The organism is Streptomyces sp. 17_S59 (assembly GCF_056930295.1).
The window spans coordinates 3,495,894-3,511,407 of record NZ_JBXOWD010000001.1 but is presented as its reverse complement, the minus strand read 5'-3'; the positions used below and the strand labels follow the sequence as shown (position 1 = coordinate 3,511,407).

Below are 15,514 nucleotides of genomic sequence, written 5' to 3'. Positions count from 1 at the left end.
CCGCGAGGTCACCGCGTCACTCAGGGGGAGGGCTCGACGTTGGACGACGTCACGCGTGGCCGCGCCAGCGACGCCGAGCTTCTCTCGATGCACCTCGACGGTGACCCCGACGCCTTCGGCGAGATCGTGCGGCGGCACCGCGACCGGCTGTGGGCGGTGGCGCTGCGGACGCTGGGGGACCGGGAAGAGGCTGCCGACGCCGTTCAGGACGCGCTGGTCTCCGCCTATCGGGCCGCCCACACCTTCCGTGGGCAGTCGGCGGTCACCACCTGGCTGCACCGCATCACCGTCAATGCCTGCCTGGACCGGGCCCGCAAGGCCGCCTCGCGGCGGACCGCACCCCTCGCCGAGACCGAGCGGCTCGAGCAGCTCCTCGAGCCCCATGAGTCGGCCGCCGCTCCCGCCGAGCGGGGGGATCTGCACCGGGAGCTGATCCGGGCCCTGGGCAAGCTGCCGCCGGATCAGCGTGCCGCTCTCGTGCTCGTCGACATGCAGGGCTATCCCGTCGCCGAGGCGGCCAGAATGCTGGACGTCCCGACCGGCACCGTGAAGAGCCGGTGCGCCAGAGGCCGGGCACGGCTGCTGCCCATGCTCACCCATCTGCGCCCGGACGGCAGGGGTAGCCCACCTATGGACAGGGAAAGGAACCGGTCGCAGGGGACGTCCGTCCCACCACCGGCAGGACAGAGCGACGCAGATCCAGTGAAGGGCGGAGGTGGGCGAGCGTGACTTCGAGGACCGGCACGGATGGGCACCCGGAGGTCGCGGAGATTTCCGCCCTCACCGAGGGCATCCTCCCCCCCTCGCGCACGGCGGACGTACGCGAGCATCTGGAGGACTGCGAGCTGTGCGAAGACGTACGGACGTCGCTGGACGAAATCCGGGGGCTGCTCGGCACGCTTCCCGGACCGGTCCGGATGCCGGCGGATGTCGCGGAACGCATCGACGCCGCTCTGGCAGCGGAGGCGCTTCTCGACGCAACCGCGCCCGAGGCGGATCCTCATGCTGGTGTTTCACGTGAAACGACGGCTGTTTCACGTGAAATCGCGGGGGAGGACGCCGCGCCCGAGCCTGTTTCACGTGAAACAGGAACCCGCGACGCCCGCCCCGCAGGCCACCCGCGAGCTGCAACGGGCCCCGGCCGCCGCACGCCCGCCGCGCAGAGTCCGCACTCCCGGCGTCGCAAGCGCTGGCCCCGGGCGCTGCTCGGCACCGCCTGCGCCGCCGCTGTGATCGGCGTCGGCGGCTTCTTCCTGCAATCAGGCGACGACGGGGGCACCCGCGCGGGCTCGCCCGATGCGGACAGGAGCGAGTCGGCCTACTCCCCTCTCGCCTCCGGAAATCTGAAGGCGCGCGTCCACGATCTTCTGCAGGGCTCGAAGACAGCCGAGTCCCGGGGGATGAGTGCCCAGAACTCCCCGGAGACGACGCTGCGCGACTTCGGCAGCACGCCCCCGGCCTGTGTCCGGCAGGGCATCGGCCGCTCGGAGATGCCGTTGGCCACCCAGCAGGAGAAATACAAAGGAGAGGACGCCTATCTGATCGTCCTCCCCAATGCCGCCGACACCACGCTCGTCGATGCTTACGTCGTCTCTTCCGCCTGCGAAAGCAGTTCCCCCTCCGCCAAGGGAAAGATCCTGCTGACTCAGACTCTGCCGCGTTCCTGAACGGTCACACGCCGTGCTGTCGGCACCCGAGGGAATGCTCGCCCCGTAGGATCCGTTGGGTGGGGTGAGACCCAGCAAGGACCCAGACAGCTGTCGGCAGAGACAAGGAAGACACCCGTGAGCGACGTCCGCAACGTGATCATCATCGGCTCCGGGCCCGCGGGCTATACGGCCGCGCTCTACACCGCCCGTGCCTCCCTGAAGCCTCTGGTCTTCGAGGGCGCCGTGACCGCCGGTGGTGCGCTGATGAACACCACCGACGTGGAGAACTTCCCCGGGTTCCGCGAAGGGATCATGGGCCCGGACCTGATGGACAACATGCGCGCCCAGGCCGAGCGTTTCGGCGCCGAGCTGATCCCGGACGACGTCGTCGCCGTCGACCTGAGCGACGAGATCAAGACCGTCACCGACTCCGCCGGCACCGTCCACCGTGCCAAGGCCGTGATCGTCACCACCGGCTCCCAGCACCGCAAGCTGGGGCTGCCGCGTGAGGACGAGCTCTCCGGCCGCGGTGTCTCCTGGTGCGCCACGTGCGACGGGTTCTTCTTCAAGGACCAGGACATCGCCGTCGTCGGCGGTGGCGACACCGCGATGGAGGAGGCCACCTTCCTCTCGCGCTTCGCCAAGTCCGTCACCGTCGTGCACCGCCGTGACGCCCTGCGGGCGAGCAAGGCGATGCAGGAGCGCGCCTTCGCCGACCCGAAGATCTCCTTCGTGTGGGACAGCGAGGTCGCCGAGGTCCACGGCGAGAACAAGCTCTCCGGTCTCACCCTCCGCAACCTCAAGACCGGCGAGACCTCCGAGCTGCCGGTGACCGGTCTGTTCATCGCCATCGGGCACGACCCGCGCACCGAGCTGTTCAAGGGACAGCTGGAGCTGGACGACGAGGGCTACCTGAAGGTGCAGGCCCCGTCCACCCGGACCAACCTCACCGGTGTGTTCGCCGCCGGTGACGTCGTGGACCACACCTACCGCCAGGCGATCACCGCCGCCGGTACGGGCTGCTCCGCCGCTCTGGACGCCGAGCGCTACCTCGCCTCGCTCGCCGACGGCGAGAGCGTCCGGGAGCCCGAGAAGACCCCCTGATCCTCCCTGCCCCACGCACCGAAAGATTCAAGGAGACCGCAATGGCTCTCAAGGCCGTGACCGACGCATCCTTCGACGAGGACGTCCTCAAGAGCGACAAGCCCGTACTGGTGGACTTCTGGGCCGACTGGTGCGGCCCGTGCCGCCAGATCGCCCCCTCCCTCGAGGCGATCGCCAAGGAGTACGGCGAGAAGATCGAGATCGTCAAGCTGAACATCGACCAGAACCCGGCCACGGCCGCGAAGTACGGCGTCATGTCGATCCCGACGCTCAACGTCTACAAGGGTGGCGAGGTCGTCCAGACCATCGTCGGTGCCAAGCCCAAGGCCGCCCTCGAGCGCGAGCTGAGCAACTTCATCCACGCGTAAGCACCGCAGCGCGAGAGCGACAAGCAAGCGCTGTTTCACGTGAAACAGCGCAACGGGCCCGCCCCTCACCGAGGGGCGGGCCCGTTTCGTATCTCCTGCTACAGCGCCTAGAGGGGCCTCAGCGCCGGTTCCTTCTGAACCGCGCCCAGCAGCCGATCCAGTGCCAGCTCGACATCCTCCTTCCAGGAGAGCGTCGACTTCAGCTCCAGCCGAAGGCGGGGATAGCGCGGATGCGGCCGCACGGTCTTGAAGCCCACCGCCAGCAGATGATCGGCCGGCAGCACACAGGCCGGGTCCTTCCAGCGTGCATCGCCGAATGCCTCGATGGCCTTGAAACCGCGCCGGAGCACGTCCTTGGCCACGGTCTGCACCATCATCCGGCCCAGCCCCTGTCCCTGATAGGCAGGAGCCAGCCATGCGGTCATCAGCTGCACGGCATCCGCAGCCACCGGGCTCGTGGGAAAGGCCGTCGAACGGGGCACATAGGCGGGCGGCGCGTACAGCACAAAGCCCACGGGCACCTCATCGACATACACCAGCCGACCGCAGGAGCCCCACTCCAGCAGGACCGCTGAAATCCATGCCTCTTTCTCCAGCTCCGGGCGGCCGGCCCTCAGCGCGGCCTCGCCGCTGACGGGGTCCAGCTCCCAGAAGACACAGGCGCGGCAGCGCTTGGGGAGGTCGGGGAGGTTGTCGAGAGTGAGCGGTACGAGCCGACGACCCATGCAGTCAGTACCTCGCTTCCATCGCGCGCCGCGTTCCGGGCGGCGCTCAACGTACTGCGTTCCCTGAGAAGACTGCCGACGAATCCGCCGACTGCTCCCAGGCTCAAGCCCGCTGCCACCAGTCCGGTCCGGCTCACCGTTCGCATGGCGCCGCCCCTCCGTGAACTGAGTCCAACGTGGATGTGCCATACCCCAACGCATCGTATCCGCACGTCGATTGGGCCGATAGCTCGACAAGGCAAAGGGCGGGTTGTGTCCCACGCAAGGTTTCACGTGAAACTCAACCCGCCCGAAGCATTGATTGCCCGGTGAATTACCCGGCGTCTTCCTCGTCCCCCGCGGAGAGCTTCTGCTCCAGGACCCTTCCCTCACCCGGGGCGAGCGTGCTCAGGATCCGCTCCAGATCGTCCATCGAGGCGAACTCGACCACGATCTTCCCCTTCTTCTGACCGAGGTCGACCTTCACCCTGGTCTCGAAGCGGTCCGACAGCCGCGACGCGAGATCGGTCAGCGCCGGAGAGATCCGCGCGCCGGCCCGGGGGCTCTTGGACTTCCCTGCCTTGGGCCGCGAACCCATCAGCGTCACGATCTCTTCCACCGAACGCACCGAGAGACCCTCGGCCACAATGCGGCGGGCGAGCTCGTCCTGTTCGTCGGATTCGTTGACGGAGAGCAGGGCACGGGCATGTCCAGCGGAAAGGACACCGGCAGCGACCCGCTTCTGCACGGCCGGCGACAGCTTCAGCAGCCGCAGCGTGTTGGAGACCTGGGGGCGGGAGCGCCCGATCCGGTCCGCCAGCTCGTCATGCGTGCAGTTGAAGTCCTTGAGCAGCTGGTCGTAGGCCGCAGCCTCCTCCAGCGGGTTCAGCTGGGCTCGGTGCAGATTCTCCAGCAGGGCGTCCAGCAGAAGCTTCTCGTCGTCGGTCGCCCGGACAATGGCGGGGATCTTCTCCAGTCCGGCCTCGCGGCAAGCACGCCAGCGGCGCTCGCCCATGATCAGCTCATAGCGCTCCGGCGTGAGCTGCCGCACGACGACGGGCTGGAGAAGGCCGACCTCACGGATGGAGGTGACCAGCTCGGCCAGGGCGTCCACGTCGAAGACCTCGCGCGGCTGCCGAGGATTGGGAGTGATCGAGTCCAGGGGCAGCTCCGCGAAGTGGGCACCGGCGGCCTCCCCCGTGTACGGCGCCGCAGACTCCACACCCCGCATGCCGTCCACGGCATCCGTTTCACGTGAATCGGGCTCGTGGAATCCGGCCTCTGGCGAAACAATGGCGTCTTCCATGGGGAGCGTGGTGACCTTGGACACGGCCACGCCTCGTTCCGGCGTCATCACCGGAACCGCGGTAGGGGACGTCACACCGGCACCGACCGCCGGTCCACCCTTGTCCGACGCCTTCGGCGCCGGCGGGATCAGCGCACCGAGCCCCCGGCCCAGTCCTCTACGTCGCTCACTCACTGCAGCCCCTCCGCCATGCTGTGCTGGTCTTGCTGTTGCTGATGACCCACGGTGTGGGCCGCCGTGCCGTCGTAGTGCACGCCCACCCCCCGTAGTGCCATTTCCCGGGCGGCCTCCAGGTAGGACAGAGCGCCACTGGAACCCGGATCATAGGTAAGAACTGTCTGCCCATAGCTGGGCGCTTCGGAGATGCGGACCGAGCGCGGGATGCTCGTTCTCAGCACCTCATGACCGAAGTGGCTGCGCACCTCCTCAGCCACCTGCGAGGCGAGCCGCGTCCGGCCGTCGTACATCGTCAGCAGAATCGTCGAGACATGAAGCTTGGGGTTCAGGTGACCCCGTACCAGCTCGACATTGCGCAGCAGCTGGCCCAGCCCCTCCAGCGCGTAGTACTCGCACTGGATGGGGATCAGCACCTCGGCACCGGCGACAAGGGCATTGACCGTCAGCAGGCCGAGCGACGGCGGGCAGTCGATGAGGATGTAGTCCAGCGGCTGCTCGTATGCCTTGATCGCCCGGTCCAGCCGGCTTTCCCGGGCCACGAGCGAGACCAGCTCGATCTCGGCGCCCGCCAGGTCGATGGTGGCGGGGGCGCAGAAGAGGCCCTCCACATCGGTGACCGGCTGCACCACGTCGGAGAGCTGCTTGTTGTCGACGAGGACGTCATAGATGGACGGCACCTCGGCGTGGTGGTCGATGCCCAGCGCCGTCGAGGCATTGCCCTGCGGGTCGAGGTCGATGACCAGCACCCGGTTGCCGTGGAGAGCCAGTGACGCAGCCAGATTGACGGTGGTCGTGGTCTTGCCGACGCCGCCCTTCTGGTTGGCGACGACCATCACCCGGGTCTGCTCCGGGCGAGGCATCGGCGGTGGCGGCGTTTCACGTGAAACGATCTCGCCAGGGGTCAGGGGACCAGGGACAGCCACCGGCTGGGAGTCGGAGGGGCGGGGGCCGGGGACCGGGTCGGTCATCGGCCCCGCGGTATTGGCGTCGGACCGCAAGGATTCACTCTCCTCGACATCAGGCTCGCAATGGACAGAGCCTGCCATGCTTTCGGGGTCGTGAACCAGCGAGGCCCGTTCTCCTGTGGATGAATCGCGTGGGCCTGTGGATGAATCCGCTTCCTCGACCGGGTGACGGCCACCCGGCACGGAAGCGGCAGCGGTGGCCGCGCGACCGCGGCCGAGGATTCCATGCAGCAGGGAGCGACGTTTCACGTGAAACACGATGCATGGCACACGCCGCTACCCGACCGCGACACTCCGTTATGGATAGTTTTGCCAGCTTGTATGGAGCATGGCGAGGCGTGTCTCAGCGCCGACGGCGGGAACGGCTCACCCGGGCGGCCTTCGCCCGCTTGGCCGCGAAGCGCACGCCGCCCGGGCTCTCCCCGACCTCGACCCGCACCACGGTGGACATCGGATCCACAACGCCCTCGCCGACCTGGAGCACCGAGGTGTGGACAACCCCGAGCTTGCTCAGTGCGGCCCGGGCACTCTTCAGCTCTTCCTCCGCGGTGTCGCCCTTGAGAGCCAGCATCTCGCCGTAGGGACGCAGCAGCGGCACGCCCCAGCTCGCCAGCCGGTCCAGCGGCGCCACGGCCCGCGCGGTGACGACATGCACGGGATCGATCTTGCCGAGCATCTCCTCGGCGCGGCCACGGACGACGGTGACATGGTCCAGGCCGAGCAGTTCCACGACCTCCTGGAGGAACGTGGTGCGGCGCAGCAGCGGCTCCAGCAGGGTGATCTGCAGATCAGGCCGGACCAGGGCGAGCGGGATGCCGGGCAGGCCGGCTCCCGAGCCCACATCGCACACCGAGACCCCGTCGGGCACGGCCTCGGAGAGCACCGCGCAGTTCAGCAGGTGGCGTTCCCAGAGCCGGGGGACCTCACGGGGGCCGATCAGCCCACGCTTCACTCCCGCGTCGGCGAGCAGCTCCGCGTAGCGGACGGCCTCCGGAAAGCGGTCACCGAATACCGCCCGTGCCGCCGGGGGCGCCGGGGGAAGCTCCGCTGCCTCTTCCACGGGGAACCGTCCTTCCGTACATCATTGTCTGAAAGCGTCTGGATGCGTCTGCGGGCGTCCGGCAGCAGGTGGAGCAAGCGGTCGGAACAAGCAGTTAAAGCACGAGATAAAGCACGGTGTCAGAGTCTGAATATCAGCCTGACAAGGATCGGCCCCGCCTGCGAGCAGACGGGGCCGTACACACCTGGAAGTGCGACCGGGGGTCAGGCCGGGAGTACGACCACTCGGCGCTGGGGCTCCTCGCCCTCGGACTCGCTGCGCAGGCCCGCGGCGGCCACCGCGTCGTGGACGACCTTGCGCTCGAAGGGCGTCATCGGGTCCAGCTTGACCGGCTGGCCGGTGTTCTTGGCCTCCGTAGCGGCCTTCGCACCCAGCCCGGCCAGCTCGCGGCGCTTGCGCGCCCGGAAGCCGGCGATGTCGAGCATCAGACGGCTGCGGTCACCGGTCTCCCGGTTCACGGCCAGCCGGGTCAGCTCCTGGAGCGCCTCCAGCACCTCACCGTCGCGGCCCACCAGCTTCTGCAGGTCACGGCTGGTGGCGTCGTCGCTGATGATCGACACCGAGGCGCGGTCGGCCTCGACGTCCATGTCGATGTCACCGTCGAGGTCGGCGATGTCCAGCAGCCCCTCGAGGTAGTCGGCCGCGATCTCGCCTTCCTGCTCCAGGCGGGACAGGGTGTCAGTGCCCTCGGCGACTGCCTCGGTCTGACTCTGCGTGTCCGTCACAGTGGACTCCTTCATCACTTCTTGGACGGGTGCGACGGGCGCTTGGGCCGCTGCGGGCCGCCCTTGCGCTGCCCGGACTTGGCGCGGGAGGAACCACCGGCCTGCTGGGACGTGTCGTCACCGGGCTCCGGCTTCTCCAGGGTGGTCTTCTCGGAGTCGGCCGTGGCCCGGGAGTGGCCGGTCGTGGACCGCTTGGACTTGGTCTGGCGCTTCGGCTGCTGACGGGCCGCACGGGCGGCCTCGGCCGCCTTCTTCGCCTCGACCTCGGCCGGCTCCTCCTTCAGCTTGCCCTTGGCACGCAGCCGCTCCTGGCGCTGCTTGTAGGCGAGGCTGCCCGGGGTGGGGTTACGCCGGATGACGTACATCTGCTGGCCCAGGGTCCACACGTTGGTGGTCAGCCAGTAGACCAGGACACCGACCGGGAAGTTGATGCCGAAGACGGCGAACATGATCGGGAAGACGTACATCAGCATCTTCTGCTGCTGCATGAACGGCGTCTTCACCGTGAGGTCGACGTTCTTCGTCATCAGCTGGCGCTGCGTGTAGAACTGCGACAGCGACATCAGGACGATCATGACGACCGTGACGACCCGGACGTCGGTGAGCGAGGCGCCCAGGGACTCCACCTTCGAGGCCGAGTCCAGGAACTTCACGGACAGCGGGGCGCCGAAGATGTGTGCCTGACGCGCGCTGTCGAGCAGCGACTTGTCGATGACGCCGACCGTCTTGCCCTGCGCGATGTGGTTCAGGACCTGGTACAGCGAGATGAAGAACGGCGACTGGGCCAGGATCGGGAGACAGCTCGAGAGAGGGTTGGTGCCCGTCTCCTTGTAGAGCTTCATCATCTCTTCGGACTGGCGCTGCTTGTCGCTCTTGTAGCGCTCCTGGATCGCCTTCATCTTCGGCTGGAGCGCCTGCATGTTCCGCGTCGCCTTGATCTGCTTCACGAAGAGCGGGATCAGGCAGATACGGATCAGAACCACCAGCGAGACGATGGACAGACCCCACGCCCAGCCGCTGTTCTTGTCGAAGACAAGGCTGTACAGCGAATGGAACTGGACGATGATCCAGGAAACGGCGGTATAGAGAGGACCGAGGATCGTGTCCACGAATCAGGCTCCTTGGGCGTTGGGCTGAGTCTCGGGCTGTGCGGCGGACCCCTGGACGGGGTTCCCACCCAGTCGGCTCCTCAGCCGCTGGTGCCAGACCGGACGCTTCCGGGGAGGGACGTGATCGACGCCACCGAGCGACCACGGGTTGCAGCGCAGGATGCGCCAGGCGGTCAGTACCGTGCCTTTGACCGCGCCGTGCACATTGATGGCCGTGTACCCATAGTGCGAGCACGACGGGTAGTACTTGCAGACCGGGCCCAGCAGCGGGCTGATGGTCCACTGGTAGAGCTTGATCAACCACAGCAGCGGGTACTTCACTGTGCGCTCCCTCCCGGGGGACCGGGGTTCCGGGGGTCACCCCCCGGGGGATTGCTTCGCGGCGCCCCTCCCAGCAGCCGCTGCAGTGCGGTGTCGAGGTCGCGGGCCAGCTGCCCGTGGTCCGCCTCGCCCGCGCCCGGCAGGGCTCGCACCACCATCAGGCTACCGGCGGGCAGCTGATCCAGCCGGTCACGCACCAGGTGGCGCAGCCGTCGCTTGACCAGGTTGCGGACGACGGCACCGCCCACGGCCTTGCTCACGACGAAACCCGCACGCACCGAGGGAGCGTTCCCCCCAGGTGTGTGCGGGTCCGTTGTACCGCTGCGTAGGTGGACGACGAGGAGCGGGCGCCCGGCCCTGCGTCCTCGGCGAACCGCGGTCGCGAAGTCCTCGCGCCGCCTCAGCCGAGACTCGGAAGGCAGCACGTCATGGACCTTGACGTCAGGCTGGTCAGGCCGACAGGCGGGCGCGACCCTTGCCACGGCGGGACGCGAGGATCGCGCGGCCGGCACGGGTACGCATGCGCAGGCGGAAGCCGTGGGTCTTCGCGCGACGGCGGTTGTTCGGCTGGAAGGTGCGCTTGCTCACTCGGGGGCTCCAGAAATGAATCGGGTGATGGCGGTACATCGCCTGGCTGTCACCGTGCGCCCACGAGGAGACTCGCAATACGCCCAAGTGCACCGCTTCATGATCGCGAACCCGGAAGGCCCGCGATCTTTGCCCATCGGAGGCAGGCGGCAGCAGCCATCGACAACTCGACCTGGTCACGGTACGCGCCGTTACGCCATCCGGTCAAACCGGCAGCGCACCCGGCATACACCGTAGCCTCCCCGGGCCCGGGACGACGCCAGGGCGCGCCTCGTGGCACATTTGTACACACCCTGTGGACAACGACTTGAACCGCACACCTCGCCCTGACTACCGTGACTGAACTCCGAATCCTTCCCGCCCGTCCCGAGAACCACACATTCGTGGGACTCCGGGGCACCCCCCGTGACTGAGAGAGCGTGCCCTGTGGCTGACCTGCCCGCCGATCTTGCCGCAGTGTGGCCGCGCGTACTCGAACAGCTCCTGGGCGAGGGGCGCGGCGGCGTGGAGAGCAAGGACGAGCACTGGATCAGGCGCTGCCAGCCCCTTGCGCTGGTGGCCGACACGGCACTGCTGGCCGTGCCGAACGAGTTCGCCAAGGGCGTACTCGAGGGCCGGCTCGCGCCGATCGTGAGCGAGACCCTGAGCCGCGAGTGCGGCCGCCCCATCCGGATCGCGATCACGGTCGACGACTCGGCGGGCGAGTCCCCGGCCCCGCAGCCCCAGGAGAGCCGCCAGCCCACCACCCACACGGGGGGACAGGGCCGCGATGCCCGCGACACGTACGAGGGCTACGAGAACCACGGCGGCTACGAGGCCCGGGAGGGCTACGGCCGTCCGTCCCCCGGCGACGAGCTGCCGAGCGTGCGGCCCGCCTACCCGGACTACCAGCCCCAGCGCTCCGAGCCGGGCGCCTGGCCGCGCCACTCGGCGCCGTCGGGCCCGTCCGTGCCCGACCGGGGCGACTACAGCTGGCAGCAGCCGCGCCTGGGCGCCTTCGCCGAGGGCGAGCGCGACCCCTACGCCTCGCAGTACGAGCAGCAGCCGGACTACCGCGCTCCGGAGCGACCGGAGCGCATGCCGTACGAGCAGCAGCAGCGCCGCGAGCTGCCCGAGCCGCCCGCCCGCGGCGGATCGGGTTCGGGCGGCGGCACCGCTGCGCCGACCGGTGGCGGTGGCGGTGAGCCGACGGCGCGGCTGAACCCGAAGTACCTCTTCGACACCTTCGTCATCGGCGCGTCCAACCGCTTCGCGCACGCGGCCGCCGTGGCGGTCGCCGAGGCGCCGGCCAAGGCGTACAACCCGCTGTTCATCTACGGCGAGTCGGGACTGGGCAAGACCCACCTGCTGCACGCCATCGGGCACTACGCACGCAGCCTCTACCCGGGCACGCGCGTGCGCTATGTCAGCTCCGAGGAGTTCACGAACGAGTTCATCAACTCCATCCGCGACGGCAAGGCGGACGCGTTCCGCAAGCGCTACCGCGACATGGACATCCTGCTGGTCGACGACATCCAGTTCCTGGCGAGCAAGGAGTCGACGCAGGAGGAGTTCTTCCACACGTTCAACACCCTGCACAACGCCAACAAGCAGATCGTCCTCTCCTCGGACCGGCCGCCCAAGCAGCTGGTGACCCTGGAGGACCGGCTCCGCAACCGCTTCGAGTGGGGGCTGATCACGGACGTCCAGCCGCCGGAGCTGGAGACACGGATCGCGATCCTCCGGAAGAAGGCGGTCCAGGAGCAGCTCAACGCCCCGCCGGAGGTCCTGGAGTTCATCGCCTCCCGCATCTCGCGCAACATCCGCGAGCTGGAGGGCGCGCTGATCCGGGTGACGGCGTTCGCGAGCCTCAACCGCCAGCCGGTGGACCTCGGGCTCACGGAGATCGTCCTCAAGGACCTCATCCCCGGCGGCGAGGACGCCTCGCCGGAGATCACGGCGACCGCCATCATGGCGGCCACGGCCGACTACTTCGGCCACACCGTGGAGGACCTGTGCGGAGCCTCGCGCAGCCGGGTGCTGGTGACGGCCCGGCAGATCGCGATGTACCTCTGCCGCGAGCTGACGGACCTGTCGCTGCCGAAGATCGGCGCGCAGTTCGGCGGCCGCGACCACACGACCGTCATGCACGCCGACCGCAAGATCCGTGCGCTGATGGCCGAGCGGCGGTCCATCTACAACCAGGTGACCGAGCTGACGAACCGCATCAAGAACGGCTGACGAGCGGGTCGGCAGGGCTTGTGAAGACCCGTCCGAGGGCGCTTCGGGACGCTTCCCGAAGCGCCCTTCGGCGTTCCGGGAGGCGTCCGGGATGCCGTCGAGAGCCTGTCGAGAGGCCGTCAAGAGGCCTGTGCACGGCCGTCGCGAGGGTGCCGGACGGCCCTCGGGAGGCGGTCGGGAGGCCGTCCGACGCCCGGCGCGTGTCCCCAACTCGTCCCCAGCCTGTTCGAATGAGGTCGCTGAGCTGCGGGTTCTCCACAGATTCGGGCCGGAACCGCCGTCCACACCCTGGGGACCCGGGAAGTTATCCAGATGATGTCCACAGACCGGGCTGTTGATATGCCATCAGGCGAGGTCAGCGGGGTGTGGATTTGTGGCCGACGGGATTCCACAACCTGTGGACGGACAAGATGACCGCGGGGCCCGCGAGCGTTGTCCACCGGCCGCCCACAGGAGGACCGGTCTTATACACAGCCTTTCCACATGGCTGTCCACTGTTCGGCAAGGAAACGCCCGAGGTCACCGCACCGAGTGAAAGGCGTCACACCAACGCGCCGGGTTGGGCTGTGGGCAACGTGGGTAAAGCTGGGGACAGGCCTGGGGAGAAGTGCGCCCTGCCTGTGCACCGGGTGTGCAGAACTTTTCGTGCTCCACAGACCACCCCGGTTTTCCACGGCCCCCGCCCACAGGCCCGGTGGACAAAAAATCTGCTCTGACCTGCGCAAAGGCAGTTTTCCACGGTTTCCACAGGCCCTACTACTACGACCACAGAGATCAAGCAGGGAACTCGTTTCGAAGTGGGTCCTGTGCACAACTCGGCCGCGGGCCGCGCCACGCCCCGGACCTCGACTTGACCGCCAGCCGCACCGACTGTCAGCGGTGTGCGTCAGACTGGTCTCCGGCGCCTGTCGCCGACGAAGAAGCCAGCAGGGCGAGCCAGCAACAAGCAGGAGGCGGTTCCGGTGAAGATCCGGGTGGAGCGCGATGTACTCGCGGAGGCAGTGGCCTGGGCGGCCCGCAGCCTCCCGGCCCGTCCGCCGGTACCGGTCCTCGCGGGCCTGCTGCTGAAGGCGGAGGACGGCTCCCTGAGCCTCTCCGGCTTCGACTACGAGGTCTCCGCCCGCGTCTCGGTCGAGGCGGACGTGGAGGAGGACGGCACCGTCCTCGTCTCCGGCCGTCTGCTCGCCGACATCTGCCGCGCACTTCCCAACAGGCCTGTGGAAATTTCCACCGACGGTGTGCGCGTGACCGTGGTCTGCGGTTCCTCGCGATTCACACTCCACACACTGCCTGTGGAGGAATACCCGGCGCTGCCCCAGATGCCGACGGCCACGGGCACGGTCCCGGCCGAGGTCTTCGCCTCGGCGGTCGCCCAGGTGGCCATCGCCGCCGGCCGCGACGACACGCTGCCGGTGCTCACCGGTGTACGCATCGAGATCGAGGGCGACACCGTCACGCTGGCCTCCACCGACCGCTACCGCTTCGCGGTCCGCGAGTTCATGTGGAAGCCCGAGACCCCGGACACCTCCGCGGTCGCCCTGGTGCCCGCCAAGACGCTGCTGGACACCGCCAAGTCCCTCAGCGGCGGCGACACGGTCTCGCTCGCGCTCAGCGGCTCGGGCGCCGGTGAGGGCCTCATCGGCTTCGAGGGCGCCGGCCGCCGGACGACCACCCGCCTGCTCGAGGGCGACCTGCCGAAGTACCGCACGCTCTTCCCAACCGAGTTCAACTCCGTCGCGGTGATCGAGACCGCCCCGTTCGTCGAGGCCGTCAAGCGCGTCGCGCTGGTCGCCGAGCGGAACACCCCGGTCCGGCTCAGCTTCGAGCAGGGTGTGCTCATCCTGGAGGCCGGTTCCAGCGACGATGCACAGGCTGTGGAAAGGGTCGACGCCCAGCTCGAGGGCGACGACATCTCGATCGCGTTCAACCCCGGCTTCCTGCTCGAGGGCCTCTCCGCGATCGACTCGCCCGTGGCGCAGCTGTCCTTCACGACGTCCACGAAGCCCGCGCTGCTCAGCGGCAAGCCCGCGGTCGACGCGGAGGCGGACGAGGCGTACAAGTACCTGATCATGCCGGTGCGGCTGTCCGGCTGATGATCCGGCGGGGCTCCGCCCCGGTGGCCTGCGGCTGGGAGCGCGAGGGTCGTCCCTCGCAATGACGCAGCATGCCGGTGCGGCTGTCCGGCTGACGATCCCCGCAGGCTCCGTGGGCCGGAGTGGGGGCGCCCATCCTTTGAGCGCCCCCGCCCCACAGGTGTGCGGCCGCCCTCCGGCGTAGGCTCGGACTCAGGTACGAACCGCAATCACGGCATAAAGGATCACCCATGGAGCTCGGTCTCGTCGGTCTCGGCAAGATGGGCGGCAACATGCGCGAGCGCATCCGCCGCGCAGGCCACACCGTCATCGGATACGACCGCAACCCGGACCTCGCGGATGTCCACAGCCTGAAGGAGCTTGTGGATTCCCTCAAGGGACCGCGCGTCGTGTGGGTCATGGTCCCGGCGGGCGCCGCGACCCAGTCCACCATCGACGAGCTGGCCGAGCTGCTGTCCCCCGGCGACCTCGTCGTCGACGGCGGCAACTCCCGCTGGACGGACGACGAGAAGCACGCCGAGGAGCTGGCGGCCAAGGGCATCGGCTTCGTCGACTGCGGTGTCTCCGGTGGTGTCTGGGGCCTGGAGAACGGCTACGCCCTGATGTACGGCGGCGCCGCCGAGCACGTGGCGATGGTCCAGCCGGTCTTCGACGCGCTCAAGCCCGAGGGCGAGTTCGGCTCGGTCCACGCGGGCAAGGTCGGCGCGGGCCACTTCGCCAAGATGGTCCACAACGGCATCGAGTACGCCATGATGCAGGCCTACGCCGAGGGCTGGGAGCTGCTGGAGAAGGTCGACTCCGTCACCGACGTGCGCGAGGTCTTCCGCAGCTGGCAGGAGGGCACGGTCATCCGCTCCTGGCTGCTCGACCTGGCCGTCAACGCCCTGGACGAGGACGAGCACCTCGACAAGCTGCGCGGCTTCGCCTCCGACTCCGGCGAGGGCCGCTGGACCGTCGAGGCGGCGATCGACAACGCCGTGCCGCTCCCCGCGATCACGGCGTCCCTCTTCGCGCGCTTCGCCTCCCGCCAGGAGGACTCCCCGCAGATGAAGATGATCGCCGCGCTGCGCAACCAGTTCGGCGGCCACGCCGTCGAGACCAAGAAGTAACACCCAGCAGCCGGGG

General features: G+C 68.5%; 16 protein-coding genes. 7 read left to right on the top strand and 9 right to left on the bottom strand.

Annotated elements, in window-relative coordinates; genetic code table 11:
• Positions 1–39 precede the first annotated feature (39 nt).
• From sigM to trxA, 4 genes are all read left to right on the top strand, one after another.
• Entirely contained in the window at positions 40–729 is a 690-nt protein-coding gene (sigM, locus tag AC1Z4A_RS15630; protein WP_483679428.1) for an RNA polymerase sigma factor SigM, read from the top strand.
• Positions 726–1,667 (top strand): hypothetical protein, encoded by a 942-nt coding sequence (locus tag AC1Z4A_RS15625; RefSeq protein ID WP_483679427.1) that lies wholly within the window; start codon positions 726–728, stop codon positions 1,665–1,667. Before sigM ends, AC1Z4A_RS15625 begins: the two co-directional genes overlap by 4 nt.
• Before the next feature lie 117 nt (positions 1,668–1,784).
• A complete protein-coding gene (trxB, locus tag AC1Z4A_RS15620; RefSeq protein WP_483679425.1) occupies positions 1,785–2,753 on the top strand; it encodes a thioredoxin-disulfide reductase in 969 nt (322 codons plus the stop codon).
• A gap of 41 nt (positions 2,754–2,794) precedes the next feature.
• On the top strand, positions 2,795–3,121 hold the full coding sequence (trxA, locus tag AC1Z4A_RS15615) for a thioredoxin (RefSeq protein WP_483679424.1): 327 nt from the start codon (positions 2,795–2,797) through the stop codon (positions 3,119–3,121).
• A 107-nt stretch (positions 3,122–3,228) separates the two neighbouring features.
• Here the strand turns inward: trxA and AC1Z4A_RS15610 are convergent, their stop codons facing one another.
• From AC1Z4A_RS15610 to rpmH, 9 genes are all read right to left on the bottom strand, one after another.
• A complete protein-coding gene (locus AC1Z4A_RS15610; protein WP_483679422.1) occupies positions 3,229–3,846 on the bottom strand; it encodes a GNAT family N-acetyltransferase in 618 nt (205 codons plus the stop codon).
• A gap of 313 nt (positions 3,847–4,159) precedes the next feature.
• Positions 4,160–5,305 carry a ParB/RepB/Spo0J family partition protein gene (locus tag AC1Z4A_RS15605; protein ID WP_483679420.1) on the bottom strand — a complete coding sequence of 382 codons (1,146 nt, stop codon included), beginning with the start codon at positions 5,303–5,305 and terminating at the stop codon, positions 4,160–4,162.
• Complete coding sequence (locus AC1Z4A_RS15600; RefSeq protein WP_483683606.1) at positions 5,302–6,354, bottom strand: ParA family protein; 1,053 nt, start codon at positions 6,352–6,354, stop codon at positions 5,302–5,304. Before AC1Z4A_RS15600 ends, AC1Z4A_RS15605 begins: the two co-directional genes overlap by 4 nt.
• Before the next feature lie 262 nt (positions 6,355–6,616).
• Positions 6,617–7,333, bottom strand: a complete 717-nt coding sequence (rsmG, locus tag AC1Z4A_RS15595; protein WP_483679418.1) for a 16S rRNA (guanine(527)-N(7))-methyltransferase RsmG — start codon at positions 7,331–7,333, stop codon at positions 6,617–6,619.
• Positions 7,334–7,536: 203 nt separating this feature from the next.
• Positions 7,537–8,073 (bottom strand): Jag family protein, encoded by a 537-nt coding sequence (locus tag AC1Z4A_RS15590; RefSeq protein ID WP_483679416.1) that lies wholly within the window; start codon positions 8,071–8,073, stop codon positions 7,537–7,539.
• Complete coding sequence (yidC, locus tag AC1Z4A_RS15585) at positions 8,073–9,167, bottom strand: membrane protein insertase YidC (protein ID WP_483679414.1); 1,095 nt, start codon at positions 9,165–9,167, stop codon at positions 8,073–8,075. Before yidC ends, AC1Z4A_RS15590 begins: the two co-directional genes overlap by 1 nt.
• 3 nt (positions 9,168–9,170) lie before the next feature.
• Positions 9,171–9,488, bottom strand: coding sequence for a membrane protein insertion efficiency factor YidD (yidD, locus tag AC1Z4A_RS15580; protein ID WP_483679413.1), 318 nt, complete (start codon positions 9,486–9,488; stop codon positions 9,171–9,173).
• Positions 9,485–9,913: a ribonuclease P protein component gene (gene rnpA, locus AC1Z4A_RS15575; protein ID WP_483679412.1), complete on the bottom strand. Its 429-nt coding sequence runs from the start codon at positions 9,911–9,913 to the stop codon at positions 9,485–9,487. The genes yidD and rnpA overlap by 4 nt, the downstream gene beginning before the upstream one ends.
• 25 nt (positions 9,914–9,938) lie before the next feature.
• A complete protein-coding gene (gene rpmH, locus AC1Z4A_RS15570; protein ID WP_003949374.1) occupies positions 9,939–10,076 on the bottom strand; it encodes a 50S ribosomal protein L34 in 138 nt (45 codons plus the stop codon).
• A 426-nt stretch (positions 10,077–10,502) separates the two neighbouring features.
• Between rpmH and dnaA the strand changes: the two genes are divergently transcribed.
• The 3 genes from dnaA (at position 10,503) to gnd (ending at position 15,498) form a co-directional block, all read left to right on the top strand.
• On the top strand, positions 10,503–12,296 hold the full coding sequence (gene dnaA / locus AC1Z4A_RS15565) for a chromosomal replication initiator protein DnaA (protein WP_483679407.1): 1,794 nt from the start codon (positions 10,503–10,505) through the stop codon (positions 12,294–12,296).
• Positions 12,297–13,258: 962 nt separating this feature from the next.
• The gene (gene dnaN / locus AC1Z4A_RS15560; RefSeq protein WP_483679406.1) at positions 13,259–14,389 is read left to right on the top strand and encodes a DNA polymerase III subunit beta; all 1,131 of its coding nucleotides are present in this window, start codon (positions 13,259–13,261) and stop codon (positions 14,387–14,389) included.
• A 230-nt stretch (positions 14,390–14,619) separates the two neighbouring features.
• Positions 14,620–15,498 (top strand): phosphogluconate dehydrogenase (NAD(+)-dependent, decarboxylating), encoded by an 879-nt coding sequence (gene gnd, locus AC1Z4A_RS15555; protein ID WP_483679404.1) that lies wholly within the window; start codon positions 14,620–14,622, stop codon positions 15,496–15,498.
• Positions 15,499–15,514 lie beyond the last annotated feature (16 nt).